This is a genomic window from Cobetia sp. PDI-12MA, assembly GCF_059507695.1.
Genome location: NZ_CM183351.1, coordinates 1,590,240 through 1,615,487, shown reverse-complemented (window position 1 = coordinate 1,615,487; position 25,248 = coordinate 1,590,240). Strand labels below are relative to the sequence as shown.

Genomic DNA, 25,248 nt, shown 5'->3' with positions numbered 1-25,248 from the left:
CATCTCTGGCCAGCGGCGTCTGCCGCCAGCCGATCACACAAGGAGTCTCCCTTGCGACTCACGCGACTTTCCTGCGCCATCGGCCTGACCACCGTCATGGCCGCCTGCTTCACGCCTGCCGTACAGGCACACGAATCAGCGACTGCGCACACATCATCTGCCAGATCATCTGCCGCCTCCGCCGAGGCAACGGCGCAGTATCCGCTCACGATCGAACATGCCTTCGGTACCACCGTCATCGAGAACAAGCCGCAACGTATCGCCACCGTCGCCTGGGCCAATCATGAAGTGCCGTTGGCACTGGGCGTGGTGCCGGTCGGCTTCCCCCGTCAGGACTTCGGGGATGATGATGGTGACGGCATGATGCCGTGGGTCAAGGCGCGCCTGGAAGCGCTGGGGGCCGACTCAGCCAATCTCTTCGATCAGGGCAAGACCCTCGATTTCGATGCCGTGGCCGCCAGCCAGCCGGACGTCATCCTCGCCGCCTATTCAGGATTGAGCGAAGACGATTACGCCAAGCTCAGCAAGATCGCGCCGGTCGTGGCGCGCCCGGGGCCGCGCTGGTCTTCCAGCTGGCGCGACATGATTCGCCTCGACAGTGCCGGCATGGGCATGGCCGCGGAAGGGGAAGCGCTGATCGAGCGTCTCGAGGCACAGGTCGCCGATAACATCGCCACCCACCCGGAGATCAAGGGCAAGTCGGCCATCACCCTGCGCTATATCGACCCTGAAGACCCGACCCTGATCGCCTTCTACAACGACAACGATACTCGGGTACGCTTTCTTACCGAGCTGGGAATGACCTCACCGTCCTTCGTGACGGCAAGTGCCAGCGACGGCAAGATTGGCGGGCGAGTGCCCCCGCAACAACTGGCGGAGTTGGCCGACGTCGATATCATCCTGACCTATGGCGGCCAAGCGCTGATTGAACGCCTCAACCAGCACCTCGCGGACAATGACCTGCCCACCTTCAGCAACGACAGGGTTATCCTGCTGGAGAATGACCCGATGGGCACGGCGGCCAACCCGACACCGCTATCGATGCCGGAAGTGCTCGATGCCTACGTAACCCAGCTTGCGCGGGCAGCGAAAGCCTCGAATGGCTGATGGCGATTGGCTCGTTCTACTGACTCATTCTACTAAATCAGGCGACTGACTCATTCTACAGAACCAGACGGGCGCAGCTGAGACCCGCCACCTGAAAGACGAAAACCCCGCGACCGGTGACCCGGTCGCGGGGTTTTTCATGCTGCCTGAACTAGCACGATTTACTTCTTGAGGCTGTCGATAAGCAGCTCAGCAACACCTTCGGAGGACATCGGATTCTGACCGGTGATGATCAGGCCATCCTGAATCGCGAAGGAGGTGAAATCGGCCTTCTTCTCATAGATGCCGCCTTTCTGCTGCAGGGCATCTTCGACCAGGAACGGCACAACATTGGTGAGGCCGACGCCTTCTTCTTCACCATTGGTGAAGCCGGTGACACGCACGCCGTCCACGAAGGGAGTGCCGTCAGGCTTGCGGGCGTTCAACAGCACTGCCGGGGCGTGGCAGACGGAGCTGACCGGCTTGCCAGCCGCATGGAACTGCTCGATCAGACGGATGGAATCCGCGTCGTTGGTCAGATCCCACAGCGGGCCGTGGCCACCCGGGTAGAAGATGGCGTCGAAGTCTTCGACCTTCATATCCGCCAGCACGGCGGTGGTGGCGAGGTCTTGCTTGGCAGCCTCATCCTGATCGAAACGACGCGTGGCGTCGGTCTGGAAGTCCTCGGCCTCACTGGCCGGATCCAGCGGCGGTTGACCGCCCTTGGGAGAGGCCAGCGTCACCTCGATGCCGGCGTCCTTCATGACATAGTAGGGAGCCGCCAGCTCTTCCAGCCAGAAGCCTGTCTTCTTGCCCGTATCACCCAGCGTATCGTGGGATGTCACTACTACCAGAACCTTGCTCATGATGCTCTCCTCAACGTGCGGGATAGCCCGCAACGGTTACTTCACGAAAGATGTCGGCGACGTGATGCTCACCACGTTATGGTCACCACGTGATGGCCACCAAGTGATGCTCGCCCTGTGTTGAATGAAGCTTACTGCTCACGCCACCATCGTCATAATCGATAGTCCGGATAGCCACTATCGCACACACAATTAGTTATCTTGCACCAGCGTGCTCATCGACCCATTCACTCGCCAACCCGCATGCCGGCAACCGGCTCAATAGGTCGGCATCAGATGCACTTCGCGGATATTGGCTCGCGGCGAGGCACTGATGGCGTAGAGCACGGCATCCGCCACATCCTGCGGGTCCAGCTTGTCCGGCTTGGGCTGGTCGAAGAAGGCGGTATTGACCATGCCTGGGGTAATGGTGGTGCAGCGGCCTTGCCACTCGGCCATTTCCATCGCCAGGTTCTGGCCAAAGCCGTAGGCAAACCACTTGCTGGAGCTGTAAATAGAGCCCGCATGATTGGCGCGGCCGGCCACGGAACTGGTGAGGATGAAGTGGCCCTTGCTCTCTCTCAGGTGCGGCAGGGTCGCGTGGGCGGTCCACAGCAGCGCATTGATGTTGATGTCGATGACTCGCTTCCACTCCTCGGGATCACCGTTCTCGGTGCCTGCCTGGCTGACGCCGGTACCGGCGTTGGCGAACGCCACATCCAGACGGCCATGCTGGGCGATGGCCTGCTCGACGACCTTGGCAAGCTGATCGTAGTCCGTAGCATCGGCGGCAATCGCCAGCACCTTGTCGCTGCCCAGTTCCTCGACCAGCGCATCGAGACGCTCCTTGCGACGGGCGGTCGCGACGACCTTGTGCCCGGCCTTCACCAGTGTGCGCGCGGTGGCCTCACCGATACCGCTTGAGGCGCCGGTGATCAGCACGATCTTTTCCTCTTCGGCTTGCGTCCGCTTCACATCACTCATGGCTCACTCCTGTGGGTCGCTTGGATCACTCGTCGTGTTCTGATTACTACCCTACCGCCTGAACTTGCCATCGTGATAATCGATAGTACAGATAGCTGCTATCATCCAGACAAATAGTGCTCACTCGCCCGAGTGCAGCCGCGACACTCCGCCTGCTCTGGTAGTCATCATGAAGCTCAACTACGACCTCAACCTCCTGCGCACCTTCCATGCGCTGTATCTCGAGCAGAACGTCACGCGCGCCGGCGAGCGTCTGCACCTGAGTCAGCCCTCGGTGAGCGCGGCGCTCTCCAGGCTGCGCGAGCTGTTCAATGATCCGCTGTTCATCCGCGACCGCCAGCGCATGCGCCCTACCGAGAAGGCCGACCACCTGTTCCCGACCATCGAGGCGGCGCTGACCGACCTCGATGGTCTGATCAACAGCGAGCGGCACTTCGACCACACCACCGAAAGCCGTCATTTCGAGATCGCCGCCAACGATTACTTCGAGGTACTGATACTGCCGCAACTGGCGACGATCCTGCGTGAACAGGCGCCGGGCATCACCCTCCAGGTGCGCCGTCTCTCGCAGGACATGAGCGAAGCCGGCGTGATGAGCGGCACGACGGACCTCGCCTTCGGGCGTCAGGTCGATCCGCCCGAGAATCTGGTGGTCAGGGAGGTGATCACGGAAGGCATCGACTGTTTGGTCGGCAACGGACATCCGCTATTGGAGCGTCTGGATGATGAAGGCCGCATGACAAAGGCGGATTTCGAGCACCACGCCCATGTGCTGGTTCAACCGCATGCCCGCCTGAAAAGCGGCATCTTCAAGCAGCTCGAGGGTCAGGGGCTCAAGCGTGAGGTGGCCCTGGCGGTCACCTACTTCATGGCCGTGCCCTCTCTGCTGGAACGCTCGCCGTTGATCGCGAGCCTGCCCACCGGACTGTGCCAGCATTTCTGTCGTCAGTTCGCCGTCACTCTCGTGCCGCCACCCGTGGCCTTGGCCGCCTTCCCCTTCCATCTGAGCTGGCATCGCCGCTATCAGAAGGACCCGGCGCACCGCTGGATCAGGGAGCAGATCATCGCGTGTTGTCAGCGTCTGGCAGAGGATCAGAAGGTACTGTCCTGAGCCACTGGTACGCGTACGCAAGCCCCCGGAAACGAAAACGGCCCCTCACCATCCAGTGAGGGGCCGTTCTTTTCATGCCACAGGTCATGCCACAGGACTCAGCAGGCGAGCATCAGGCCTGCTCGGCCGCCAAGGCAGCACGATGGGCGTGCAGCTTCTGGTAGCTTTCGATCAGACGCAGGTGGCGATCCAATCCTTCCAGCTGCATGTTGGTCGGCTCCAGACCATGGAAGCGCACCTCGCCCTGCACGGAGCCCACCACGGCAGCCATGGTGTCTTCGCCGAACATGCGGCGGAAGTTGTAGAGGTAGTCCTCGAGTTCCAGCTCGTCATCCAGCGTGATCTCCAGCACCGCCTTCATGGCCTGATAATAGAGGCCGCGCACGACGGTGTTGTCGTTGTACTGCAGGAACATCTCGACGCGATCCAGCGCGTCCTCGTGCTGACCCAGCGCGAGGTTGATCATCAGTTTCAGCTCGAGAATCGTCAGCTGGCCCCAGATGGTGTTCTCGTCGAACTCGATGCCGATCAGCGTCTTGATGTCCATGTGCTCATCAAGCTGGCTCTCTTCGAGACGCTCGCCCAGGTCCGCCAGCTGCTCATCATCGAGACGATGCAGATTGAGGATGTCCTCGCGGTAATCCAGCGCCATGTTGGTGTTGTCCCACACCAGGTCCTCGACCGGATAGACCTCGGAATAGCCCGGCACCAGGATACGGCACACCGGCGCGCCGAGATCCTCGTGCACCGCCATGTAAGCCTCCTTGCCGATCTCATCGAGGATGCCGAACAGGTTGGCGACTTCTTCTTCATTGCTGCCGGAGAAGTCCCACTCGACGAACTCGATATCGGTCTTGGAGCTGAAGAAACGCCAGGAGACCAGGCCCGAGGAGTCGATGAAGTGCTCGACGAAGTTGTTCGGCTCGGACACGGCCAGCGAGTTGAAGGTCGGCGGCATGAAGTCGTTGAGCCCCTCGAAGCTGCGGCCCTGCATCAGTTCGGTCAGGCTGCGCTCGATGGCGACTTCAAAGCTCGGGTGCGCGCCGAAGGAGGCGAAGACACCGCCGGTCTTCGGGTTCATCAGCGTGACGCAGGCCACCGGGAACTGGCCGCCCAGCGAGGCGTCCTTGACCAGAATCGGGAAGCCCTGGGCTTCCAATGCCTCGATGCCTTCGACGATTTCCGGATACTTGGCCAGCACCTCCTGCGGCACGTCCGGCAGGGTCAGTTCCTGCTCGAGAATCTCGCGCTTCACGGCACGCTCGAAGATCTCGGACAGACACTGCACCTGGGCTTCCGGCAGAGTATTGCCGGCGCTCATGCCGTTGCTGAGATACAGATTCTCGATCAGGTTGGACGGGAAGTAGATCGTCTCACCGTCCGAACGGCGAGTGAACGGCAGGGAAACGATGCCACGATCCGCACGCCCGGAATTGGTGTCGATCAGATTGGAGCCACCCAGCTCGCCGTCCGGATTGAAGATCTCCAGGCAGTAGTCATCCAGCACGCCTTCCGGGATCTCGTCGTTCGGGCCCGGCTGGAACCATTTCTCGTTCGGGTAGTGCACGAACTCGCTGTCAGCGATGGCTTCGCCGAAGAACTGGTCGTTGTAGAAGAAGTTGCAGCTCAGGCGCTCGATGAACTCGCCCAGTGCCGAGCACAGCGCGCTCTCCTTGGTCGAGCCCTTGCCGTTGGTGAAGCACATCGGCGAGGCGGCATCACGAATGTGCAGCGACCAGACGTGCGGCACGATGTTGCGCCAGGAGGCGATCTCGATCTTCATGCCGAGATCATTCAGCAGGCCCGTCATGTTGGCGATGGTCTGCTCCAGCGGCAGGTCCTTGCCTTCGATCCAGGTGCTCTGCCCTTCCGGCGGCTCCGCCATCAGCAATGCTTGGGCGTCCTCGTCGAGGTTATCGACCGTCTCGATCTCGAAGCCCGGGCCGGTCTGGACGACCTTCTTCACCGTACAACGCTCGATGGAGCGCAGGATGCCCTGACGGTCCTTGTCGGAGAGGTCTTCCGGCAGCTCCACCTGGATCTTGAAGATCTGGTTGTAGCGATTCTCCGGGTCGACGATGTTGTTCTGCGACAGGCGGATGTTCTCGGTCGGGATGTCCCGCGCCACGCAGTACACCTTCACGAAGTACGCCGCGCACAGCGCCGACGAGGCCAGGAAGTAGTCGAACGGGCTCGGCGCCGACCCATCACCCTTGTAACGGATGGGCTGATCGGTGATGACCGTGAAGTCGTCGAATTTCGCCTCGAGCCTCAGGTTGTCGAGAAAGTTGACCTTGATTTCCATGAACGATACACCGCTGTGAAGAGTGTGGGCGCCAGCACGCCAGTCAGACGGCTACGCGATGGCCGCCATTATCCAGATTTTGGGGGCCTGCGTCGCGGGTGAGGCGAAAAGCGAAACGCCATGACTTTCTTGACGGTAGGGGGATTGTCACCTATTGGTTAATTTATACGCATAAATACAATAATTGATGCATTGCCATGCTTGGCCCCCTGTCGTTGTCCACGACAGGTCACAACACGCCCCACCAACCACAATAAAGGGGAATGCAATGAGAAAGCGCTTCACGACCCGCAAGGTCGCCATCTACGGCAGCATGCTGCTGGGATTCTTGATGCTCGAGAGTCCATTGATGCTGATGGCCAACAAGATCGAGCCCATGGTGATGGGAGTTCCGTTCTTCCTCGTCTGGAACCTGGTGTGGTGGGGCTTCCTCACCGCCGTGTTCCTGTATGCCTACCTGACCAACTGGGGTAGCGCCAGAGCCCCTTCCACCGGCGGCAAGCGCTGAGGAGCTCACCATGACTGGAAGCATCTTGATCATCGCGGCCTTCATGATCATTCCCTTGATCGTCGGGCTCGTCTCGGCCCGCAAGTCCCAGACGACCAGCGAAGACTTCTTCGTTCAGGGGCGGGCCATGGGCAGCATTGCCGTATTCTTCACGGTGGCGGCCACCTGGTGGAGCGCCTTTGCCTTCCTGGGATCGAATGCCACCTTCTACACCAGTGGCCCGATCTATCTCACCGCACTTGCGTGGAACCTGCTCTTCGGCTTCATGTACTACTGGGTAGGTAAGCGCGTCTGGTATCTCGGCAAGCGCTTCGACTACCTGACGCCGTCAGACCTGATGGGCGACTTCTACAACAGTGAAGCCCTCAGAATCCTCGTCGCCGTCATCACGCTGATCTTTACCGTGCCGTATCTGCAGATCCAGCTGACAGGCGGCGCTTACCTGATCGAAGTCGCCTCCGGGGGCGTCGTGCCCTTCTGGCTGGCCGCACTGCTGTTCTACTTCATCATCATCGTCTATGTGTGGGTCGGCGGAATTCGCGCCATCGCCTGGACAGATGTGATCTACGGGGCGCTGCTGTTCTTCGGCATGATGTATGCGGGCTACTACATCGCCGGCCAGGCAGGTGGCCCGGCCAGCATGTTCGCTCAGCTTGCCAGCGACTCGCCCGCGCATCTGACGCTACCGGGGCCGAATGGCAACATGGGCTACTCCATGTGGTTTTCGCTGTTCGTGATCGTGGCGATCGGCGCCTTCATGGGTCCCCAGATCTGGCTGCGCATGTATTCGGTGAAAAGCGGCAAGCTGTTCGGCTTGATGCCCTTCCTGCTGGGGCTCGCCGCCTTCGCCTACTTCGGCTCGGTACTGACGGGCTATACCGGCGTACTGCTGGAGCCTGGCCTGGAGAATGCTGACCAGATCCTGCCCGTCATGCTGATGAACTATGCGCCCTACCTGCTGGCATCGCTGATCATGGCGGCTGGCGCGGCAGCGGCGATGTCCACGGCCAACTCCCAGATTCATGCGGTATCGACCGTCGTCACCATGGATATCTACAAGCGCTACGTGAACCCGCAGGCGAATCAGGAACGCATCGTCCATATCGGTCGCCTGTCCCTGGTCGGCTTCTCTCTGGCGGCCTACATCCTGGCACTGACCGTACCGGGACTGCTTGTCACCATCGGGATCGCGGCACTGGCGGGCACCGCTCAGCTGATCGTGCCGACACTGGGCGCCATCACCTGGCGCAAGGCCCACCCGCAAGCGGCCTTCTGGGGCCTGATTCTGGGCATCGTGACCGTCCTCTGGCTATCCTACGGTGCCAGTGTCAGCAACCCGCTTGGCCTGCATGCCGGTATCTGGGGCCTGATCCTCAATGCGTCAGCCTTCGTCATCCTCAGCCTCGCCTTGCAGCGCAAGGATGCCGAGGTGGTGGAACGCTTCGCCAAGGCGCGTCGGGATTACACCGCGGAATATCACCCGGAGCAGCTGGAAGATGATGTAGCTCCCTCACCTCAGGTGATCGAAGCCCGCTGACCAGCGACAAGGGCCTGCATTGCGCAGGCCCTTTTCATTGCCGAGCACATCTCACTTGCCAAGAACGTCCCACGTGCAAACACGTGATCACAACACCTGATAGCCAGCACTTGATAGCCAATGGACAGGATCTGACATGACCCCAGCTTCTTTTCCCACGCATTTATCTGAATTGACCGCCACTGATGCCCTGACGCTATTTCGCCAAGGCGAGCTCTCCCCTGTCGAGCTTACCCGGGACTGTCTGGAACGTATCGATACGCTCAATCCCAAGGTCAATGCCTTCGTGCACATTGCCCATGATGGGGCAATGAAGGCGGCGAAAGACGCCGAAGCCCGCTGGATGAAGGGCACACCTTGCGGGCCGCTGGACGGTGTACCGACAACCCTCAAGGACCTGACGCTGTCCCGGGGCATGCCGACCCGATACGGCTCCGCCACCACATCACCAGACGGAGGCAGTGACGTCGATGCCCCCGTCGCCGCGAGCCTTCGCAGGGCAGGCGCCGTCTTTCTCGGCAAGACAGCCTCGCCGGAATATGGCTGGAAGGGAGTGACGGACAACCCACTGCACGGCGTGACACGCAATCCCTGGAATACCGACCTGACCTCCGGTGGATCCTCGGGTGGAGCTGGAGCAGCCGCTGCACTGAATCTTGGCATGCTCCATCAGGGAAGTGATGCGGGTGGCTCGATCCGCATTCCCTGCAGCTTTACCGGCACCTTCGGCCTGAAACCCACGTTTGGCTGGATTCCCCAGTGGCCGACCAGTGCCATGTCGACCCTCTCACACCTGGGGCCGATGACGCGGGCAGCATCCGATAGCGCCCTGATGCTTGCCAGCATGGCAAGACCGGATGCCCGAGACGGGTTGCTCGGCAACCCGCATGGCATCGATTGGAAGGCGCCACCCCCGCTATCTCTTGAGGGATGGAAAATCGCTTACAGCCCGACACTTGGGTATGTCGACGTTGCGCAGGACATACGCCTGCGAGTGGACGAAGCGGTCGCTCTATTCTCGAGACTGGGCGCTGACGTCATCGAGATAGACCCCGGGTTTGCCTGCCCCCTCGATATCTTCAACACCTTGTGGTTCGCGGGAGCCACCCAGGTGGTCGAAAAGATGACCGAGAGCCAGCGAAAGCAAATGGACCCGGGCTTGCTGGACATTGCAGAGCGAGGGAGCAACATTTCCTTGTCGCAGTATCTGGCGGCAAGACGAGAGCGGACTGCACTTTGCGCACACATGCAGTCCTTCCACGAGCAATGGGATCTGCTTGTTACCCCCACCCTGCCCATTTCACCCTTTGCCGCCGGGCACAACGTCCCACCCTGCGAGAAATACACTGACTGGATGGACTGGACGCCGTTCAGCTACCCCTTCAACCTGACCCAACAACCCGCGGCATCACTCCCCTGCGGATTGGATGACAATGGGCTGCCTGTCGGACTGCATCTGGTAGGAGGAAAATTCCAGGACATGAAAGTGATGCACGCTGCCATGTTGCTAGAGGAGATGCTTCCTGGACTTGTCTATCCGAGGCTCTAGTACTGGAACAGTATCAAGAACGATTGAGTACAAAAAAGGCACTGTCATCGACAGTGCCATTACAGCAACCATTCTTATATCATCTAAAGACTGGCCATGTGATTAAACACTCCTACATATTTAACGCCATTAACAGGTGCAACACCTATAATCCAAGTACTCTACAACTATAACTAATAATATAGCACTGTTCGCATGATAAAGGTGATCTAGCTACAGTTACCCTTGGCAGCCATATCCAGATTACTCACTTCGGTCATACCTTCATCAGCATCCACCACGCGTAAATTAGCGCCACCGACAAACATGCCAATCTTCATGTACTGCTCTATGTAGTAGTTTGCACCAGGCTGAACAGCCAAGTTCAAAGCGTTAGGGGAAAACTCAGACTCAGTCGATATTTCGTAGTCTTCGCCACCTTTTACTTGCTCATAGAAGAAGATCCCAGGGGCTGTTTCACCAATACAGTCACCGTTGATCCAAATGTCCTTCTTGATGGCAGCACCAAACATTGAATCTCGGCGATAAATATAGATGCCTGCCATACCTTCGCTTGGCATCTCAAATTTCTTGGCTTCTGTGGAGTCCTCCATAGGTGTCATATTGACAGAAGCACACCCTGTTATTACCGATAAAAAAACAGCTACACTTATAGACTTCAATAGCTTCACGACAAATTCCCTTTGAGTTATTGTCTTATATCTTGACGTACATAGGGACATTATCATCGAGAATTGAAAAACACAAAATATTTTATCTGTAACTTAGGGATAATAGAGCCACGACAACGGCAATTTCTTTCTAGGTGTCGGGTTCCGTCTGATTGACTATAGCTTGCGTAAACAGCTCAGGTCGTTCGACCTGCCACTCCTTCATTGCTGCTATAGGCGCTTTGTGGTGTAGTGCCTTCTGAGGAATGTGGTGGTTATAGAGCCAGCAATAACGCTCGAGTGTCTGTTCTAAATCCTCACTTGAGTCATAACGCCGAGTCGCCAGAACATCGCTGATACGCCCATTGAAGCGCTCCACCATTCCGTTCGTTTGGGGTCTGCCTGGCTTGATCAGTCGATGCTCAATGCCATGGTTCTGACATTCCTGATCGAAAAGATGATGCCTACTGGGCTTACGCTCGCCGCCCACGGTGAAACGATCGGTAAAGGATTTACCATTGTCCGTGAGCACGGTTCGAATCGTGAAGGGAGCCTCCTCTTCCACACGCTTCATGAACGCCCGCGCATCCTTTGCAGATTGACTTGATCTGACCTCCAGATACACCCACCGAGTGGCACGATCAATCGCGACGTAGAGATAACGCTTGTGATCTTCGTCAGGCTTTTGGGGCAGATGCTTGATATCTATGTGCACATACCCGGGCTCATAATCCTTGAAAGGCCGATGCTTAGGCTTCTCGTCGCCTTCCGCGTCTCGACGTGCCAGCTTGGCGAGAGTTGGCACTTCACGCCGTTTGAGCATGCGCTGAAGCGCGGAACGTGACAGTTTGGGATTCAGGAATTCACGAGCAACGACAAGTAGATCATCGAGTCCCAGCCGTAGTAACTCACGAGCGGCGATGACTATCTCTTCCTGCTCTGAGGTCAGAGTCGCCAGTAGGGTTTTAAAAAGCCAGAACCACTTCATGTGCCAACTATGTTGACAGATTCCGTCCTGCCAATGTGGCTTTCGGTCACGGAATCAGACCCCGACGATGACCTTGCCGGTGGCCTGGCCGCTCCCCATACGGGCATGCGCCTGGCCCACTTCCGCAAGCGGGAAGACCTTGTCGTCGATGATCGGCTTGAGCGCGCCGGCATCGGCGATACGCGCCATGTCGGCCAGAATCTCGTGGTGCTGCTGACGACGGAAGTCATGCAGCATCAGGATCAGCATGAAGACGACATGCAGTGACAGGCTCTTGAAGTGCGCGATGGTCAGGTCGATTTCCATGAAGGACACGGTCGTCGAGACATGGCCGTTGAGTGCCGCAGCCTCGAAGGAGGTCGGCAGGTTGGCGCCACCGACGGAGTCGAACACGATGTCGAAGCCCTTGCCGTCGGTGTGCTTGGCCACATAGTCGGCGACCTGCTCATTGCGGTAATTGATGGCACTGGCACCCAGCCCTTCGCCCAGCGCCTCATGCTCATCACGACCGACGGTAGAGGCCACTTCGGCACCGAAGTGACGAGCCAGCTGGATGGCGATGTGACCCACGCCACCCGCACCACCGTGAACCAGCACCTTCTGACCGGCCTCGATGTTGGCGCGCTTGAGACCTTCATAGGCCGTGATGCCGACCAGCGGCAGCGCCGCGGCTTCCACCATGCTCAGGGACTTCGGCTTGTGGGCGATCAGGCGGACATCGGCGGCGATATACTCGGCCAGGTGCCCGACAGGTCCGCAAGGCCACCAGCACAGCCATAGACTTCATCCCCGATGGCGTAGCCTTCGACGCCCTCGCCCAGGGCTTCGACAGTACCGGCGAAGTCCATGCCCAGCAGCGCCGGCAGCACCGGAGACAGCGGCAGCTCAGGGCCCATCTGGCGAATCATGGTGTCGACGGTGTTGATGCTGGTGGCGGCGATGCGCACCAGTACCTGACCTGCCGCCGCTTGGGGCTTGGCGATTTCCGCCGCCTCGAACACCTCGGGACCACCGAATGATTTGACGAGCATCGCTTTCATGAGTCTGTCTCCTGCGTGGATGTGGAGCCAGAATAATTGTCATAAGCCTGAATGATAAACGGCGATAAACTACAATCAGTTTATTGGTTTTATTGAAAGTATTGGGCGTAGTGGACGTCACGAACGTTGCGCCAAGCCGTTGCTGGCATGCCTCCCACCGGGAGCCACGCACGTCGACGCAAATGAGGACACTCGCATGAATCTTGAGCACCTGAAGCTGTTCGTCCGTCTCGCCGCCGTGAACAACATCAGCCAGGCCGGCGAGGACCTGGGACTGTCGCCCGCCGTCGCCAGCTCTCACCTGCGCAAGCTCGAGGACAGTCTGGGAGTGCGCCTATTGCATCGCACCACGCGTCATGTGGCACTGAGCGAAGAAGGTCGCGCCTTTCTCCCCCACGCAGAGGAGGTGCTGATCAGCGCCGAGGCCGCGCGGGCTGCCGTGGGCGTCGGCACGACCTCCCCCAGCGGCACCTTGCGCATCACCGCTTCCGCCTCCTTCGGGCGCATGCACCTGGTGCCGGGTCTGGTCGGTTTTCTCGAACGCTACCCTGATTTGGAGCTGGACCTGCGCCTGACCGACACCATCGTCGATCTGGTCGAGGGCGGCTTTGACATCGCCATCCGCAACTCCGCCCTCAAGGATTCCAGTCTGATCGCGCGGCGCCTGGCACCGGACAAGCGCATTCTGTGCGCCTCGCCGGACTATCTCGCGCACCATGGCACACCGACGCATCCCTCGATGCTGCACGAACACGAATGCCTGACCCTGATCGGCATGGACCAGTGGTGCTTTCAGTGCGAGAACGGCGTCGAGCCGATTCGCGTCAAGGGGCGTATCCGCACCGACAATGGCGAAGCCGTGCGTGACGCCTGCGCCGCAGGTCTGGGCATCACCCTGTCCTCGACATGGAGCATTTACCGCCACCTGGCCGAAGGCAGCCTGGTAGAGGTGCTACCCGAGACGCCCTTGATCAGCGAGACGGGCATCTGGGCGGTCTATCCCAGCAACCGCCAGCTGGCCCCCAAGGTGCGCGCCTTCCTGGACTACTTCTCGGAATACTTCGGCAGCCCGCCCTATTGGGATGTCCAACAGGACTGAGATGCCGGAAAGCCTGTCATCCCACCGCCAGCACCCAGCGCTGAAGCATCGGCTTGTAGTAAGCGAAGTCCGGCGTCTGCATGCCGGCCACCTTGGCGGCATCATCCAGGCGCCGCACCTTGATGACGGCCTCGAGCTGCGGCAATTGAGCAAAAGCCTGCGCTTCCTCTTCCGTCATCGCCCCGCCCTGCAGCGCCAGGCTATCCAGCGAGGCCTGTGACAGACAGGCGCGATAGCTCGGCTCCACCGCGACCAGATAGCGCTTGGCCGCCACGTGCTGGCGTACCGGCTCGACGATCTCGGCCGGGAAGAAGCGCGCCAGCCAGTCGGCACCGCTGACCTGATGACGATTGTCCTGGCCGTTCATCAAGACCTCCGGCGGCAGCGCATTGGCGTAATGCCCCACGTCATGCAGCAAGGCGGCCAGAATCACCGACTCGGATTCTCCCTGCTGCTCGGCCAGATGCGCCGCCTGCAGCATGTGTTCGGCCATGGTCACCTCCTCGCCCAGATAGGAGTCCGCACCGTGCAGGGCGAAGATGTCCTCGATCAGGCCGACGATCCCCTCGGCGTTGGCAGGCTGAGTGATCATCGGGCGTTCTCCAGCAGGTTGAGAGTGGAATACAGGCTGTCGAGATCGGCGTAGGCGCCCTGCAGATGACGATTGCCACCGGCCACGAAGGCGGTGCGGGCATGCATCACGCGACTGTTGTCAAACAGCAGGCAGTCCCCCGGGGCAAGGCGCAGGCGCGTGGCCTGCTCCGGCTGACCGATCACGCGCGCCCAGTCGTGATAGGCACGATAGAAGGCGCGTTGCGCCTCAAGCGGCAGCGGCAGCGAGGCGATGGAGCGGTTGTTGTAACGCACCTGGCGGATGTTGCCCTTGTGGTCGGTCTCGATGAACGGCACCCAGCTTCTGAGATCGGCATGGTCCGCGTCATGGAAGCGGAACGGCACGCGCGTGCGCGTCAGCAGCGTGAAACTCTCGGGCGCCAGTTCGCGCAGGCGCTCGGCGGCGGCGAAGCCATCCACCAGCAGGGTCTGGCCGCCTTCCACCTCGTTGCTCAGGCAATGCAGCAGCTGGATGCTCGGCGCCGGATCACGATAGGGATTGTCGGTATGCGCCCCGAGTCCGAGATTGCTGAAGGCGAGATTGCTCGGCGAGACCTCGGTGCGGACATCGAACAGCTTGCCGTAATTGGTTTCGCGCACATACCCGAACTGCTCGATCACCTCGAGCACCTTGCCCGGCTCGACAGGCACGCCACGCAGGCACACCACCCCGGTGTCACGGACCCAGGCCAGTGCCTTGCGACGTGCCTCTCCCCCGGCGATGACATCAGCCCACTCGACCCGGGCGACCGAGAACTCGCTGCCCTGCCAGAGCGTCTTGTGCGCGCTGCTGCGCTCATCGGGGAAGCCGGTGCTCAAGGCGGCCAGCTCATCGACGCCGTAGCGAATCTCGCGCGCATTGCTCAGTGTCACTCGCAGGACGTCGCCCTGTTCAAGCGCCGCCTCGCTGATGGCGGCGTCCCAGTCGAGGTCGAGCACACTGTCCAGACGCTGGCCATTGGCATGGCGACGGGCGGGGTCATGGTCTTGCAGCCACAGCACATGCTGGGCAAGGGTCTGGCCATCATCCAGAGTCAGGTGAAGCTGTTCGGCGTCAAACGCGAGGCGAGGCATGCAGAGTCTTCCTGTCTGTCGAGTGCGATCACAAGCCGCAAGGCACGGCATGACGAACGGGTGTGGCAAACGCTCATGTCAAACGAGCGATCCGCCAGTGGATGCCCGCCATGCTAGTGAACGCAGACCCGCGGCCATAGCGAGACTTTCTGGCGGCGAGCCTTAGTTTTTATGCGCGCAGACTGTCATATCATCGTCATGCACGGCTGCAAGAATGAGCGCCCGGCCGCGTGCCGCGGCAGGATCTGCAGTCATGGCTTCAGCACCAGCCGCCGATGCGGCGACTGGCTCAGTCAAGCTGGAGTTCTGCATGTCGCGTCCTGCCTATCACCCTTCCCAGCGCCTCGCTCAGCGCCTGCCCCCCTTCAATGCCCTGACCGCCTTCGAGGCCACCGCACGCCTCGGCAGCCTGACCCGCGCCGCCGCCGAACTGTGCATTACCCAGGGCGCCGTCAGTCAGCGCGTCAAGCAGCTGGAAGACTTCCTCGCGGTCAGCCTGTTCGTACGCCGCGGCAATCGCATCGAGCTGACCGATGAGGCGCATGCCTATCTGCCGCTGGTCAGTGGCGTGTTCGAGACCCTCAAGCGCGGTACCGCCACCCTCTTCCAGCACGATGAGCAACAGAGCCTGACGCTGCGCTCCAATCACAGCTTCGTCGAATACTGGCTGATCCCCAGGCTCAAGGACTTCCAGCGCCTGCATCCGAACATCCAGGTCACGGTGCTGCCGCACAACCAGGTACTCCCGGAAGAGCAGCCCGACGTCGATATCGAGATCATCAATGGCTACGGCGGCTGGTGCGGGCGCGAGTACGAGAAACTGGCCGATGAGCAGTGGGTCGTCGTGGCCAGCCCCACCTTCCTGCACCACTCCCTCGCTCCCAATGCCTCGCCCGCGAGCCCACTCGACGAGCTGGCCCGCGCGCCCCGAATCGAGTGCATCGGCTACCGCGAAAGCTGGCTGGACTGGTTCCGACTGCAGAAGTTTCGTGGCCACATCCCGCCGGCCGGTCTCAAGTTCGGCAATGCCAGTCTGGCGATTGCCGCGGCACTCGAGGGGCATGGCTTCCTGCTCGTCCGCCAGTCCTTCGTGATGGACCTGATCAAGAACGGACGCCTGCAACTGGCCCACCCCTTGCGCATGCCCAGCACCAGCAGCCAGTACCTGCTGGTGTCTCCAGAACGCCGCCATGCCCCGGCGGTCAACGATTTCTGTGCCTGGTTGCGCAGCACCATGCACACCTCTCAGGCCAATCCTGTCACCAGCGAGATGCCCTCTCAGCCCCGCTAGCACGGGCAGGAAGACGCGAGCCTCAGAATTTCTAAGGCACAGTCGCAGTTTTTGTTGCGGCCAACGGCAGGCATCTGTCACGGAAACGTCATCATCTGCGCCAAAGATGACGCCTCAAGACGACAGCGTTGCCGCAGTTCGACCGTCCCGGCGGGCTGCGCCACGAGCCAACCAACGGCCTGCCTGTCGGCCTGACCCGGTTTTGCGGAACCTGCTTGCTGTCACTGATGACCGTATCTGACCACTGTCCCTGACGACCGTCCCTGACCGTTGCCCTTGCCTGGAGCCTGACATGAAGAAGCCCTTGATCGCCGCCATCGGCCTTGCCGCCTTCGCCCAACTGGCCGTCCCCCAGCTGGCCCATGCCGAGACACTGCGCACCCCGCATTGGGTCGAGTTCAGTGGCAAGGAGTCGCTGGACCCCATCTCCCCGACGCGCTTCTACTCGGCCAACCAGCTGATCTACAGCCGCCTGGTCCGTCAGGGCAGCAAGGGCGAGCCGGTGTCGGATCTGGCCTCCGAGTGGCAGGCCAACCCCGCTGCCGATGAGTGGACCTTCACGCTGCGTGACGGAGTCAGCTTTCACAATGGCAAGGCGCTGAGCGCGGATGACGTCATCTACAGCTTCACGCGTCTGCTCGACCCCGAGCGCGATGCCCCGGCACGTGCCGCGCTGTCAGTCATCGAGGACGTCAGCGTCAATGAGGCCGGCCAGATCGTGTTCCGCCTCAGCCAGTCCCATGCTGACCTGCCGATTCTGCTGATGGATTACCGCGCCAAGATCGTGCCGGTCGGCTTTGATGACGACACTTCACTGCAGGGCATCGGCACCGGCCCCTTCAAGCTGGTCGAATTCGATCCGCAGGGTACCACCACCTTCGAAGCCTTCGCTGACTACTGGGAAGGCGCACCGAAGCTGGATGGCATGGACCTGATCGGCATTCCCGATGACAACGCCCGCACCCAGGCATTGCTGGCCGGCCAGATTGACTGGTCGGGCTGGAATGGCGTCAACGCCCAGCAGCTGCGCCTGTTCTCCAGCAATCCGGCCTACCACTACGACTCCATCGCCACCGGCGACTGGCGTGGCATGGTGTTCCGCGCCGACGACGAGGTCTTCCAGGATGTGCGCGTGCGCCATGCGCTGCGTCTGGTGGCCGACCGTGAAGAGATGGTCAACCTGCTGTTCGGCAAGGGCGGCGCCACCATTACCTGTGACAATCCGGTCTGGAATGGCGATCAATACAAGCTGGCGCAGCAATGCCCGCAGGACCTCGACACCGCTCGCAGCCTGCTGAGCGACGCGGGGTATGCCGATGGGCTGGAGATCGACGTCTACACCAGCGGCGTCGACAACTACTTCCGCCCGATGACGGAGCTCTACCAGCGTCAGGCAGCCGAGGCCGGCATCACCGTCAACGTGCACAACGTGCCCGCGGCGGATTACTGGAACACCGCCTGGATGAAGAAGCCGGCCTTCACCACGGCCTGGGGCCAGCGCCCGACCGATCAGGTGCTCAACGAGATCTTCCAGAGCGAGGCCAACTGGAACGAGTCGGCCTACAAGAACCCCGAATTCGATGCCCTGCTCGCCAAGGCGCGCGCCACCCTGGATGACGAAGCTCGCACCGAGCTCTATCACCAGGCCCAGGCGCTGCTGACCGAGACCGGCGCGACGCTGATTCCCTTCCACCTCAACAACAACCGCGTCATGAAGCGTGAGGTGCATATCCCGGCAGTCGAACACTTCGCGATTCGCTGGCACCAGGTCGACAAGCAGGGAGAGAGCTGATGTCCCGCCCCGGCCTGATCCTGATTCTGATGGACGGCATCAGCAGTCAGCGCTTCGCCGAGACGCGGGCGCGCCTGCCGCATCTCGATGCCCTTGCCAGAGACGGCCTGCTGATCGAGCGCCTGGGTGCCGATACCAATGCCAATTCGATGCCCGCGCGAGCGGGCGTCCTGACCGGGCAACCGGCTCAGGTGCACGGCATCTATTCCAACGGTATCTATTCCAACGGCATCCATTGCCCCGATGCTGAGACGGAGACGGAGTTTGCGTCTGTTACAGGGACAGAGACAGATCGCCACAGTCACGCCTCAGACGCCAACGCCGCTGCAGGGCATTTTCGACCAGCAGCGGTCGAGGACCTGCGTGGCGAGACCCTGCTCGAGGCCGCGCGCGCGGCAGGACTGCGGGTGGCCAGCCTCGGCTTCGGGCTGGCCCGTCCCGAGAGCTGTGACTGGTATCTGTCGCCCTGGTGGGAGGAAGGCGACCTGCGCGCCAAGGGCATGACCGCGCCGCGCCTGAATCACTGGGACGCCCGCAATGACGCCCTGATGCGCGCGATGAGCAATGACCAGCAACTGCTCAACGAGGCACTGTCGCTGATCGAGCGCGAAACGTCAGAGCTGGTGCTGCTCGAACTCAACACCCCCGATTACTGCCTGCATGTGCATGGCAATGATGACGCCCTGGTCGATGGGGCCCTGATGATGGTCGATGCCCAGCTCGGCAGCCTGCTGGCCGGCCTTGAAGCCATCGGCAAGCGCGAGGCCTATCACCTGTGTGTCTTCAGTGATCATGGTCATGCCCCGGTCCAGCGGGCGCTGGTGGCAGACCGCCTTCTACCGGATGTCGCGCTGCAATGTGATGGTGGCCTGTTGCTGGTGGCCTGTGATGATGACGAACGCCAACGCGAGCAGGCCGCGCGCCTGGCCGAGTTCGGCGTCACGCCGCTCGCGGCATCCGACTTCCTGCCCCCGGATGTGAAGCATATCCAGCTCTATCAGGCGCCGCCGGGCATGAGCTTCGAACCCGCCTGCAAGCATGCCCATCACGCGGAGCTGGTGGCGGCGCCCGGCTATGTCTCCACGCACGGTTTCGGCCCCGGCGCCATGTCGGATCAGCGCTTCGCCATTCTGCACGGCCCGTCAATCACTGCGGGCGAGCGCCTTGAACTCGAGTCACTGGCCCTCCACCCGCGCCTGCGTCAGGTGCTGGGCCTGCCGCCCCTCGGTGAGGCTTCGACGCCACAGCGGGCACCTGATCTTCAAGAGGTGAACTGAGATGTGGGCAATGCTGTTGCAGCGCTGCCTGTATGGCGGCTTCACGCTGGTCTTCGTGGCCTGCGTGGTGTTCTGGGTGATCGAGATGCTGCCCGGCGACTTCTGCGCCAACTATCTGGGACGCAGCATGACACCGACCAATCTCGCCCAATGTCGCGCCGAGCTTGGCTTGGACACGCCGGTGACGACGCGCTTCGTCAGCTGGTGGGGGCAGTTGCTGAGTGGTGATTTCGGCACCTCGCTGACCAGTCGCGCACCGGTCAGCGATACCTTGATGCCGCGTCTGGCCAACACCTTGCTGCTGGGCGGCATCGCGACCGTGATGGCCATTCCGCTGGCCATCCTGCTGGGGCTGATCGCGGCGCTCAAGCGCGATAGCTGGATCGATTCCAGCCTCTCCAGCCTGGTGCTGGTCGCCATGACGGTGCCGGAATTCATCAGCGCCACCCTGCTGACCCTGGCCTTCGCCATCTGGCTGCCGTGGTTCCCTGCCATCACCGTGGCCGGTGCCAATGAGAGCCTGTGGAACCTGCTGCCCGGTGTCTGGCTGCCCGCCATCACGCTGGCGCTGGTGGCCATGGCACACATGATGCGCATGACCCGCTCCAACACCATCAGCGTGATGGACAGCGACTTCATGAACATGGCGCGTATCCGCCAGCTGCCGCGCTGGCGTCTGGTGATCCGTCATCTGGCGCCGGCCGCCCTGCTGCCGACCATCAGTCTGGCCGCCATGACCATCGCCTGGCTGCTGGGCGGCGTGGTGATCGTCGAACAGGTCTTCAACTATCCGGGGCTGGGGCGCCTGATGATCTCGGCCATCAATGACCGCGACATGCCGGTGGTGCAGGCCTGCGCACTGGTGCTCTCCGTCACCTATGTGCTGTGCAATCTGGTCGCCGACATGCTGGTCATCGTGCTCAATCCCAAACTCAAGACAGCCTGAGTCACTCATGAACGCTTCTTCCTCGACGACCGCACGCGGCCCGCGGCTGGCCCTGGCCAGCCTGCCGGGTCAACACACCCTGGCGCTGCTGTGGGCCAATCGCCAGGGCCGCCTGGGCCTGGTGCTGATCGGCCTGCATCTTCTGCTGGCCGTCGCTGGCCGCTGGCTGGCGCCCCATGACATCTCCGCGGGTGACAGTCTCGCTTCACTGCTACCCCCCAGTGCCGAACATTGGCTGGGCACCGACCAGCTCGGCCGCGATGTCCTCAGTCGTACCCTGGCCGGGGGCCGCGAGGCCATCTACACCTCGCTGCCGGCCGCCGTGCTGGCCGTGGTATGGGGCAGCGCCTGCGGCATGCTGTTGGCCATCATCGGCGGGCGGGTCGAGAACATCGCCATGCGCCTGGTGGACGCCCTGCTGTCGATTCCCTGGCTACTGTTCCTGTTGCTGGTCATCGGCGTGATGGGCCCCGGCCCGCTGGTCTTCATCCTGACTCTGGGCATCTTCTATGGCGTGGCGGTGGTGCGCGTGATGGTCACGGCGTGCCGCGAAGTGCTGTGCCTTGACTATATACAGGCCGCACGACTGCGCGGCGACAGCCTGATGCGCCTGCTGTGGCGCGAGATCAAACCCAACGTGCTCGACACCATCCTCGTCGAGCTGGCGATGCGCTGGTCCTGGGCATTGCTGGCCTTCAGCTCGCTGTCGTTTCTCGGCTTCGGCGTCTCCCCGCCGACCCCGGACTGGGGACTGATGGTCGCCGATGGCCGCGGCTTCATGTCGTTTGCGCCCTGGGCCGTACTGCCGCCCATCGTGGCGCTGTCCAGCCTGATCATCGCCATCAATCTGGTCGCCGACACCCTGGCCAAGACACTGGGCATCGACCGTGCGGGGCGCCCCGAATGATTCCGAACTCCAAAGGTGACGCCATGACGGACAACGCCGTGATCCGCGTTCGCGATCTCAACATCGGCTTTCATGATCGCCAGCAGACCTGGCGGCCCGTGCTGCGCGGTATCGACCTCAGCCTGGGCCAGGGCGAGATTCTGGGTCTGGTGGGCGAGTCCGGCAGCGGCAAGAGCACCTTGGCCACGGCCATGCTGGGCCTGTTGCGTCGGGGCAGCCTGGTGCGCACCGGCGAGGTGAGTGTCGCCACACCTGCGCCCGCCTCTGGCTCCACTTCTGCCACTGCCTCCACCTCTGCCATCGCCTCTACCTCGACCAGTCATGGCCCTCTTCACGACGAGCACCGCCAGCTGAGCTTTCATCATCAACCGGGGCGTTGGCTGGGCGAACTCAGGCTCGGGCTGGTGTCCCAGCATGCCGAAAAGGCCATGACGCCTCACCTCACGCTCGGCAGCCTGCTGTGCGAGACGCTGCTGTCACAGGGCGTGAAAGGCAAGGCGGCACGCGAACAGCAGGCCGTGGCATGGCTGCGACGCGTCCACCTCCCTCACCCCGAAGTACTGATGCAGCGCTATCCGCACCAGCTCTCCGGCGGACAGCAGCAACGCGCCAGTCTGGCGCTGGCCCTGGCGCAACGCCCACGAGTGCTGGTGATGGATGAGCCGGCCACCGGCCTGGATGCCAGCACCCAGAATGAGATTCTGGCGCTGTTGGCCTCGCTGCGCGCTGAGCTGGGCATGAGCATCGTCTTCGTCAGTCATGATCTGGGCGCGGTATCTCACCTGTGTGACCGCGTCGCGGTGATGTACGCCGGTCAGCTGGTGGAGGTCGCCGCGACTCGCGACTTCCTCAACGGCCCGCGCCACCCCTATGGTCACGCGCTGCTGGCCTTGATCGGCGAATCCGGCAGCGGCAAGACCTCGATCCTCAAGGCGCTGGCCGGCCTGCTCTCCCCCGTCTCCGGACAACTCAGTCTGCGTCAGGAGTCCTTGGCGGGATTGGTCGCCGAGCGGCGTCCGGTGCAGCGTCAGAAGATCCAGTACATCTTCCAGCATGCCAGCACGGCGCTGAATCCTCGTCTGACCGTGTTCGAATCCCTCGCGCCGGTGCTGTCTCGCTGGTTCGATCTCAAGGGCGATGGCGCCCGCCAGCGTGCCCAGTCGCTGTTGGAAGAGGTGCGCCTGCCCGCGCTCTATCTCGACCGTCTGCCCAGCCAGCTGTCGGGGGGCGAGCAGCAGCGCGTCGCCATTGCCCGCGCGCTGGCCGCCGAGCCCGACATCCTGCTGTGTGACGAGATCACCTCGGCGCTGGATGTCTCGGTTCAGGCCGCCATCATCCGCCTGCTGCAACGCCTCAAGCGTGAGCGCGGCCTGAGCCTGGTCTTCGTCACCCATGACCTGGGGCTGGTCAGTCATTTCGCGGACCGCGTACTGGTGCTGCGCAATGGCCGCACCGAGCACCTGGGAGATGTCGCAAGCCTCGCCACAGGGGACCTGCCGCCCTATGTGCAAACCCTGATGGAGGCCAAGCTGGTCGCGGCATGACCCGGCTTTCTGTCCCACCATTCTGTCCCGCCCGCCTGTCCCGCCTGTCCCGGCTGCCTCTCCCAGCTGCGGATCATCGCTGCTGATTACCTTCATGCAACGAAAAAAGCCCACCAATGGCGGGCAGGGAATGTCGGGACAGGACATTCAGGACAGGAAAGCGTTTGAGCAAGGGCTCTGCAGTTGACGACGAGTGCGCATTTCCACACTGGCTTCCACTCAGCCAAAACACTTGCTCAAGCGTTCTTCTCTCTCACGTATTCTTCTCTGGGACACTGACCATCATGACGCGACACGATGGTCAGTGGGTCCATTCAGCAACTGACAGGGGCAAGTCGATGGCATATCGGCATCCTTGGCTGTCTTGCAGAGTCGGAGGATGTTCATCCGCCGACGAGAGATCATGCGCTTTCGTTCAAGGCATGCTCGACGCGTGTAGCAGAGACACTCTTGCCGGCATCGTTGACGTAATCAGCCGAATCGCTCGCCAGTGCACGGGTGGTGCCCTGGATGCCGGCGTTGCTGATGGACTTCTGGACGCGGCTGGCAGCGACACTCATGCCGGTTTCCACGGCGTCATCGTGATGCAGTGCGGCTTGCTGAGTCACCGGCTGTGCCTGGCCCATGATCACGCGATCACTGAGGGTGGCACGGACGCGGGCATCGGCTTCGCTGTCATTGGCAGAAGCCACGCCAGTGGCGGCAACGGACAGTGCGGCAATGGCAAATAGAGACTTGAGGGATTGCATGGGGGTTCTCCTGTCGAAAAAGGTCATGTCAGTGCAGACACCTGGCCTGCAAGCGCCTGACGCAGACGTCGGGCGTCTCAGACGTTGACGTCGCTCACGGCGTGACGAACACGGGTGCCGGCAACGCTATCGCCGGAATCATTGGCGACATCGAATTCCTGCAGATGGATGGAGCGATCATGGCCACGGATCTCGTCATCACCGGATGCCACCTGGAAACGGCCAGCAGCGGTGCTCATGCCGGTTTCCGCGAAGGTCGCCTGGGCGGTCGGAGCTTGCTGGGCAGAGCCATGGATGACGCTGTCACTGACGTTGTGCTGGACGCGCTTGGCAGCCGGGCTATCGTCGGCGGCGAAGGACGCAGTGCTGACGGTGGCGAGTGCGGCAGCGGCGATCAGAGTCTTGAGAGTGTTCATGGTGTATCTCCTCGATAAAAAGCAAAGCGATGATCAGACCCGGCAACCCAGGTCAGGCTTGACGATGGTTCAGACGTTGCTGTCGTTCAGGGCATGCTGGACGCGAGTCGCTGCGACACTCTTGCCGGCATCGTTATCGAATGCCTGGCTGGCAGTGGCCACGGTGTGCGACTGACCATGGATGCGATCGGCACTGATGGACTGCTGAATGCGACCTGCCGCGACGCTCATGCCGGTTTCCGCGAAGCTGGCTTGCTGGGTAGCGGCTGACTGAGCGGTGCCGACGACGACATCCTGGCTGATGGACTGCTGGACACGCTGGGCGGCCGGGCTGTCATCCGCGGCGAAGGTGGCGGTGCTGACGGTAGCGAGAGCGGCGGCGGCGATCAGAGTCTTGATGGTTTTCATGATGATTCTCCTCGATGAACAAAGTGGTCAGTGGGCGTGAGTGCCCGGGCAAGACGACTGAATGGCTCAGACGTTGCTGTCGCTCAGAGCGTGCTGAACGCGGGTAGCAGCGACACTCTTGCCGGCGTCATTGTCGAAGGCCTGCTCGCGGCTGACGGTGGCAACACCCTTGCCTTCGATGGCGGACTGATTGAGGGCAGTCTCGACACGACCTGCGGCAACGCTCATGCCGGTATCGGCGAAGGTGGCCTGGGCAGTCGGTGCCTGCTGGGCAGTGCCGACGACGACGTCCTGGCTGACGGACTGCTGAACACGCTGTGCGGCCGGGCTGTCATCCGCTGCGAAGGAGGCAGTGCTCACGGTAGCGAGAGCGGCGGCGGCGATCAGAGTCTTGAGGTTCAGAGTTTTCATGATGATTTTCCTTTGCTTGTCCTGGGCGATGTTGCCCTTGTGATGTCGTGTGCAGTCTCGGCTGCACCCGTCTAACTTGTTAACAGACTAATGATTATTTCGCTATCACACTAGCCGTG

General features: G+C 61.5%; 25 protein-coding genes and 1 pseudogene. 12 read left to right on the top strand and 14 right to left on the bottom strand.

Going from position 1 to position 25,248, the window contains the following annotated elements; genetic code table 11:
• Nucleotides 1–51: 51 nt before the first annotated feature.
• On the top strand, nt 52–1,107 hold the full coding sequence (locus tag AC5WNI_RS06965) for an ABC transporter substrate-binding protein (RefSeq protein WP_368448806.1): 1,056 nt from the start codon (nt 52–54) through the stop codon (nt 1,105–1,107).
• Nucleotides 1,108–1,268: 161 nt separating this feature from the next.
• Here the strand turns inward: AC5WNI_RS06965 and AC5WNI_RS06960 are convergent, their stop codons facing one another.
• Together AC5WNI_RS06960 and AC5WNI_RS06955 are read right to left on the bottom strand one after the other, a co-directional pair.
• Complete coding sequence (locus AC5WNI_RS06960) at nt 1,269–1,952, bottom strand: type 1 glutamine amidotransferase domain-containing protein (protein ID WP_043332240.1); 684 nt, start codon at nt 1,950–1,952, stop codon at nt 1,269–1,271.
• Between the two features lie 258 nt (nt 1,953–2,210).
• Complete coding sequence (locus AC5WNI_RS06955) at nt 2,211–2,915, bottom strand: SDR family oxidoreductase (RefSeq protein WP_487886465.1); 705 nt, start codon at nt 2,913–2,915, stop codon at nt 2,211–2,213.
• Between the two features lie 169 nt (nt 2,916–3,084).
• On the opposite strand from AC5WNI_RS06955, the gene AC5WNI_RS06950 reads away from it, so the two are divergent.
• Nucleotides 3,085–4,026 (top strand): LysR family transcriptional regulator, encoded by a 942-nt coding sequence (locus AC5WNI_RS06950; RefSeq protein WP_495928974.1) that lies wholly within the window; start codon nt 3,085–3,087, stop codon nt 4,024–4,026.
• A 112-nt stretch (nt 4,027–4,138) separates the two neighbouring features.
• Here the strand turns inward: AC5WNI_RS06950 and AC5WNI_RS06945 are convergent, their stop codons facing one another.
• Nucleotides 4,139–6,331 (bottom strand): OsmC domain/YcaO domain-containing protein, encoded by a 2,193-nt coding sequence (locus tag AC5WNI_RS06945; protein ID WP_487886386.1) that lies wholly within the window; start codon nt 6,329–6,331, stop codon nt 4,139–4,141.
• Nucleotides 6,332–6,599: 268 nt separating this feature from the next.
• Between AC5WNI_RS06945 and AC5WNI_RS06940 the strand changes: the two genes are divergently transcribed.
• From AC5WNI_RS06940 to AC5WNI_RS06930, 3 genes are all read left to right on the top strand, one after another.
• Nucleotides 6,600–6,839 (top strand): hypothetical protein, encoded by a 240-nt coding sequence (locus AC5WNI_RS06940; RefSeq protein WP_107335026.1) that lies wholly within the window; start codon nt 6,600–6,602, stop codon nt 6,837–6,839.
• 10 nt (nt 6,840–6,849) lie between these two features.
• The gene (locus AC5WNI_RS06935; protein ID WP_487886387.1) at nt 6,850–8,376 is read left to right on the top strand and encodes a sodium:solute symporter family protein; all 1,527 of its coding nucleotides are present in this window, start codon (nt 6,850–6,852) and stop codon (nt 8,374–8,376) included.
• 136 nt (nt 8,377–8,512) lie between these two features.
• Entirely contained in the window at nt 8,513–9,925 is a 1,413-nt protein-coding gene (locus AC5WNI_RS06930; RefSeq protein WP_487886388.1) for an amidase, read from the top strand.
• Between the two features lie 209 nt (nt 9,926–10,134).
• On the opposite strand, the gene AC5WNI_RS06925 is transcribed toward AC5WNI_RS06930, so the two are convergent.
• From AC5WNI_RS06925 to AC5WNI_RS06910, 4 genes and pseudogenes are all read right to left on the bottom strand, one after another.
• Nucleotides 10,135–10,596 (bottom strand): DUF2846 domain-containing protein, encoded by a 462-nt coding sequence (locus AC5WNI_RS06925; RefSeq protein ID WP_487886389.1) that lies wholly within the window; start codon nt 10,594–10,596, stop codon nt 10,135–10,137.
• A 130-nt stretch (nt 10,597–10,726) separates the two neighbouring features.
• Nucleotides 10,727–11,736: pseudogene (locus AC5WNI_RS06920) on the bottom strand (DDE-type integrase/transposase/recombinase).
• Nucleotides 11,618–12,244, bottom strand: a complete 627-nt coding sequence (locus AC5WNI_RS06915; protein WP_368448793.1) for a zinc-binding dehydrogenase — start codon at nt 12,242–12,244, stop codon at nt 11,618–11,620. The pseudogene AC5WNI_RS06920 and the gene AC5WNI_RS06915 overlap by 119 nt, the downstream one beginning before the upstream one ends.
• A gap of 26 nt (nt 12,245–12,270) precedes the next feature.
• On the bottom strand, nt 12,271–12,603 hold the full coding sequence (locus tag AC5WNI_RS06910) for an alcohol dehydrogenase catalytic domain-containing protein (RefSeq protein ID WP_368448791.1): 333 nt from the start codon (nt 12,601–12,603) through the stop codon (nt 12,271–12,273).
• 196 nt (nt 12,604–12,799) lie between these two features.
• Between AC5WNI_RS06910 and AC5WNI_RS06905 the strand changes: the two genes are divergently transcribed.
• A complete protein-coding gene (locus tag AC5WNI_RS06905) occupies nt 12,800–13,702 on the top strand; it encodes a LysR family transcriptional regulator (RefSeq protein WP_368448789.1) in 903 nt (300 codons plus the stop codon).
• Nucleotides 13,703–13,718: 16 nt separating this feature from the next.
• Here AC5WNI_RS06905 and AC5WNI_RS06900 read toward each other — a convergent pair whose 3' ends face one another.
• The 3 genes from AC5WNI_RS06900 to AC5WNI_RS06890 all read right to left on the bottom strand — a co-directional run bounded on the left by AC5WNI_RS06900 (nt 13,719) and on the right by AC5WNI_RS06890 (nt 15,700).
• Entirely contained in the window at nt 13,719–14,294 is a 576-nt protein-coding gene (locus AC5WNI_RS06900) for an HD domain-containing protein (RefSeq protein WP_368448787.1), read from the bottom strand.
• Nucleotides 14,291–15,388: a TauD/TfdA family dioxygenase gene (locus AC5WNI_RS06895; protein ID WP_368448785.1), complete on the bottom strand. Its 1,098-nt coding sequence runs from the start codon at nt 15,386–15,388 to the stop codon at nt 14,291–14,293. Before AC5WNI_RS06895 ends, AC5WNI_RS06900 begins: the two co-directional genes overlap by 4 nt.
• 162 nt (nt 15,389–15,550) lie before the next feature.
• Nucleotides 15,551–15,700, bottom strand: a complete 150-nt coding sequence (locus AC5WNI_RS06890) for a hypothetical protein (RefSeq protein WP_192838059.1) — start codon at nt 15,698–15,700, stop codon at nt 15,551–15,553.
• Here AC5WNI_RS06890 and AC5WNI_RS06885 point away from each other — a divergent pair.
• The 6 genes from AC5WNI_RS06885 (at nt 15,699) to AC5WNI_RS06860 (ending at nt 23,145) form a co-directional block, all read left to right on the top strand.
• Nucleotides 15,699–16,679 (top strand): LysR substrate-binding domain-containing protein, encoded by a 981-nt coding sequence (locus tag AC5WNI_RS06885; protein WP_474374287.1) that lies wholly within the window; start codon nt 15,699–15,701, stop codon nt 16,677–16,679. The genes AC5WNI_RS06890 and AC5WNI_RS06885 overlap by 2 nt on opposite strands.
• 292 nt (nt 16,680–16,971) lie before the next feature.
• The gene (locus tag AC5WNI_RS06880; protein ID WP_368448782.1) at nt 16,972–18,471 is read left to right on the top strand and encodes an ABC transporter substrate-binding protein; all 1,500 of its coding nucleotides are present in this window, start codon (nt 16,972–16,974) and stop codon (nt 18,469–18,471) included.
• Nucleotides 18,471–19,748 carry an alkaline phosphatase family protein gene (locus tag AC5WNI_RS06875; RefSeq protein WP_368448780.1) on the top strand — a complete coding sequence of 426 codons (1,278 nt, stop codon included), beginning with the start codon at nt 18,471–18,473 and terminating at the stop codon, nt 19,746–19,748. Before AC5WNI_RS06880 ends, AC5WNI_RS06875 begins: the two co-directional genes overlap by 1 nt.
• Before the next feature lies 1 nt (nt 19,749).
• Nucleotides 19,750–20,694, top strand: a complete 945-nt coding sequence (locus AC5WNI_RS06870) for an ABC transporter permease (RefSeq protein WP_368448778.1) — start codon at nt 19,750–19,752, stop codon at nt 20,692–20,694.
• Between the two features lie 7 nt (nt 20,695–20,701).
• Complete coding sequence (locus AC5WNI_RS06865) at nt 20,702–21,601, top strand: ABC transporter permease (protein WP_043332303.1); 900 nt, start codon at nt 20,702–20,704, stop codon at nt 21,599–21,601.
• Between the two features lie 23 nt (nt 21,602–21,624).
• Entirely contained in the window at nt 21,625–23,145 is a 1,521-nt protein-coding gene (locus tag AC5WNI_RS06860) for an ABC transporter ATP-binding protein (RefSeq protein WP_368448776.1), read from the top strand.
• Between the two features lie 401 nt (nt 23,146–23,546).
• Here the strand turns inward: AC5WNI_RS06860 and AC5WNI_RS06855 are convergent, their stop codons facing one another.
• The 4 genes from AC5WNI_RS06855 to AC5WNI_RS06840 form a co-directional block, all read right to left on the bottom strand.
• Nucleotides 23,547–23,894 (bottom strand): hypothetical protein, encoded by a 348-nt coding sequence (locus AC5WNI_RS06855; RefSeq protein ID WP_043332305.1) that lies wholly within the window; start codon nt 23,892–23,894, stop codon nt 23,547–23,549.
• A 77-nt stretch (nt 23,895–23,971) separates the two neighbouring features.
• Entirely contained in the window at nt 23,972–24,310 is a 339-nt protein-coding gene (locus tag AC5WNI_RS06850; protein ID WP_043332307.1) for a hypothetical protein, read from the bottom strand.
• Nucleotides 24,311–24,379: 69 nt separating this feature from the next.
• A complete protein-coding gene (locus AC5WNI_RS06845) occupies nt 24,380–24,718 on the bottom strand; it encodes a hypothetical protein (protein ID WP_054555881.1) in 339 nt (112 codons plus the stop codon).
• 66 nt (nt 24,719–24,784) lie between these two features.
• Complete coding sequence (locus tag AC5WNI_RS06840; RefSeq protein ID WP_043334022.1) at nt 24,785–25,129, bottom strand: hypothetical protein; 345 nt, start codon at nt 25,127–25,129, stop codon at nt 24,785–24,787.
• Between the last annotated feature and the right edge of the window lie 119 nt (nt 25,130–25,248).

Coding starts and splice junctions, on each gene's coding strand:
- AC5WNI_RS06910 (WP_368448791.1), bottom strand. CDS start 12,603: ATGAAAGCGATGCTCGTCAAATCATTCGGTGGTCCCGAGGTGTTCGAG.
- AC5WNI_RS06885 (WP_474374287.1), top strand. CDS start 15,699: ATGTCGCGTCCTGCCTATCACCCTTCCCAGCGCCTCGCTCAGCGCCTG.
- AC5WNI_RS06935 (WP_487886387.1), top strand. CDS start 6,850: ATGACTGGAAGCATCTTGATCATCGCGGCCTTCATGATCATTCCCTTG.
- AC5WNI_RS06895 (WP_368448785.1), bottom strand. CDS start 15,388: ATGCCTCGCCTCGCGTTTGACGCCGAACAGCTTCACCTGACTCTGGAT.
- AC5WNI_RS06875 (WP_368448780.1), top strand. CDS start 18,471: ATGTCCCGCCCCGGCCTGATCCTGATTCTGATGGACGGCATCAGCAGT.
- AC5WNI_RS06960 (WP_043332240.1), bottom strand. CDS start 1,952: ATGAGCAAGGTTCTGGTAGTAGTGACATCCCACGATACGCTGGGTGAT.
- AC5WNI_RS06930 (WP_487886388.1), top strand. CDS start 8,513: ATGACCCCAGCTTCTTTTCCCACGCATTTATCTGAATTGACCGCCACT.
- AC5WNI_RS06915 (WP_368448793.1), bottom strand. CDS start 12,244: ATGGTGGAAGCCGCGGCGCTGCCGCTGGTCGGCATCACGGCCTATGAA.
- AC5WNI_RS06940 (WP_107335026.1), top strand. CDS start 6,600: ATGAGAAAGCGCTTCACGACCCGCAAGGTCGCCATCTACGGCAGCATG.
- AC5WNI_RS06860 (WP_368448776.1), top strand. CDS start 21,625: ATGACGGACAACGCCGTGATCCGCGTTCGCGATCTCAACATCGGCTTT.
- AC5WNI_RS06840 (WP_043334022.1), bottom strand. CDS start 25,129: ATGAAAACTCTGAACCTCAAGACTCTGATCGCCGCCGCCGCTCTCGCT.
- AC5WNI_RS06905 (WP_368448789.1), top strand. CDS start 12,800: ATGAATCTTGAGCACCTGAAGCTGTTCGTCCGTCTCGCCGCCGTGAAC.
- AC5WNI_RS06950 (WP_495928974.1), top strand. CDS start 3,085: ATGAAGCTCAACTACGACCTCAACCTCCTGCGCACCTTCCATGCGCTG.
- AC5WNI_RS06850 (WP_043332307.1), bottom strand. CDS start 24,310: ATGAACACTCTCAAGACTCTGATCGCCGCTGCCGCACTCGCCACCGTC.
- AC5WNI_RS06865 (WP_043332303.1), top strand. CDS start 20,702: ATGAACGCTTCTTCCTCGACGACCGCACGCGGCCCGCGGCTGGCCCTG.
- AC5WNI_RS06870 (WP_368448778.1), top strand. CDS start 19,750: ATGTGGGCAATGCTGTTGCAGCGCTGCCTGTATGGCGGCTTCACGCTG.
- AC5WNI_RS06855 (WP_043332305.1), bottom strand. CDS start 23,894: ATGCAATCCCTCAAGTCTCTATTTGCCATTGCCGCACTGTCCGTTGCC.
- AC5WNI_RS06955 (WP_487886465.1), bottom strand. CDS start 2,915: ATGAGTGATGTGAAGCGGACGCAAGCCGAAGAGGAAAAGATCGTGCTG.
- AC5WNI_RS06890 (WP_192838059.1), bottom strand. CDS start 15,700: ATGCAGAACTCCAGCTTGACTGAGCCAGTCGCCGCATCGGCGGCTGGT.
- AC5WNI_RS06880 (WP_368448782.1), top strand. CDS start 16,972: ATGAAGAAGCCCTTGATCGCCGCCATCGGCCTTGCCGCCTTCGCCCAA.
- AC5WNI_RS06845 (WP_054555881.1), bottom strand. CDS start 24,718: ATGAAAACCATCAAGACTCTGATCGCCGCCGCCGCTCTCGCTACCGTC.
- AC5WNI_RS06945 (WP_487886386.1), bottom strand. CDS start 6,331: ATGGAAATCAAGGTCAACTTTCTCGACAACCTGAGGCTCGAGGCGAAA.
- AC5WNI_RS06900 (WP_368448787.1), bottom strand. CDS start 14,294: ATGATCACTCAGCCTGCCAACGCCGAGGGGATCGTCGGCCTGATCGAG.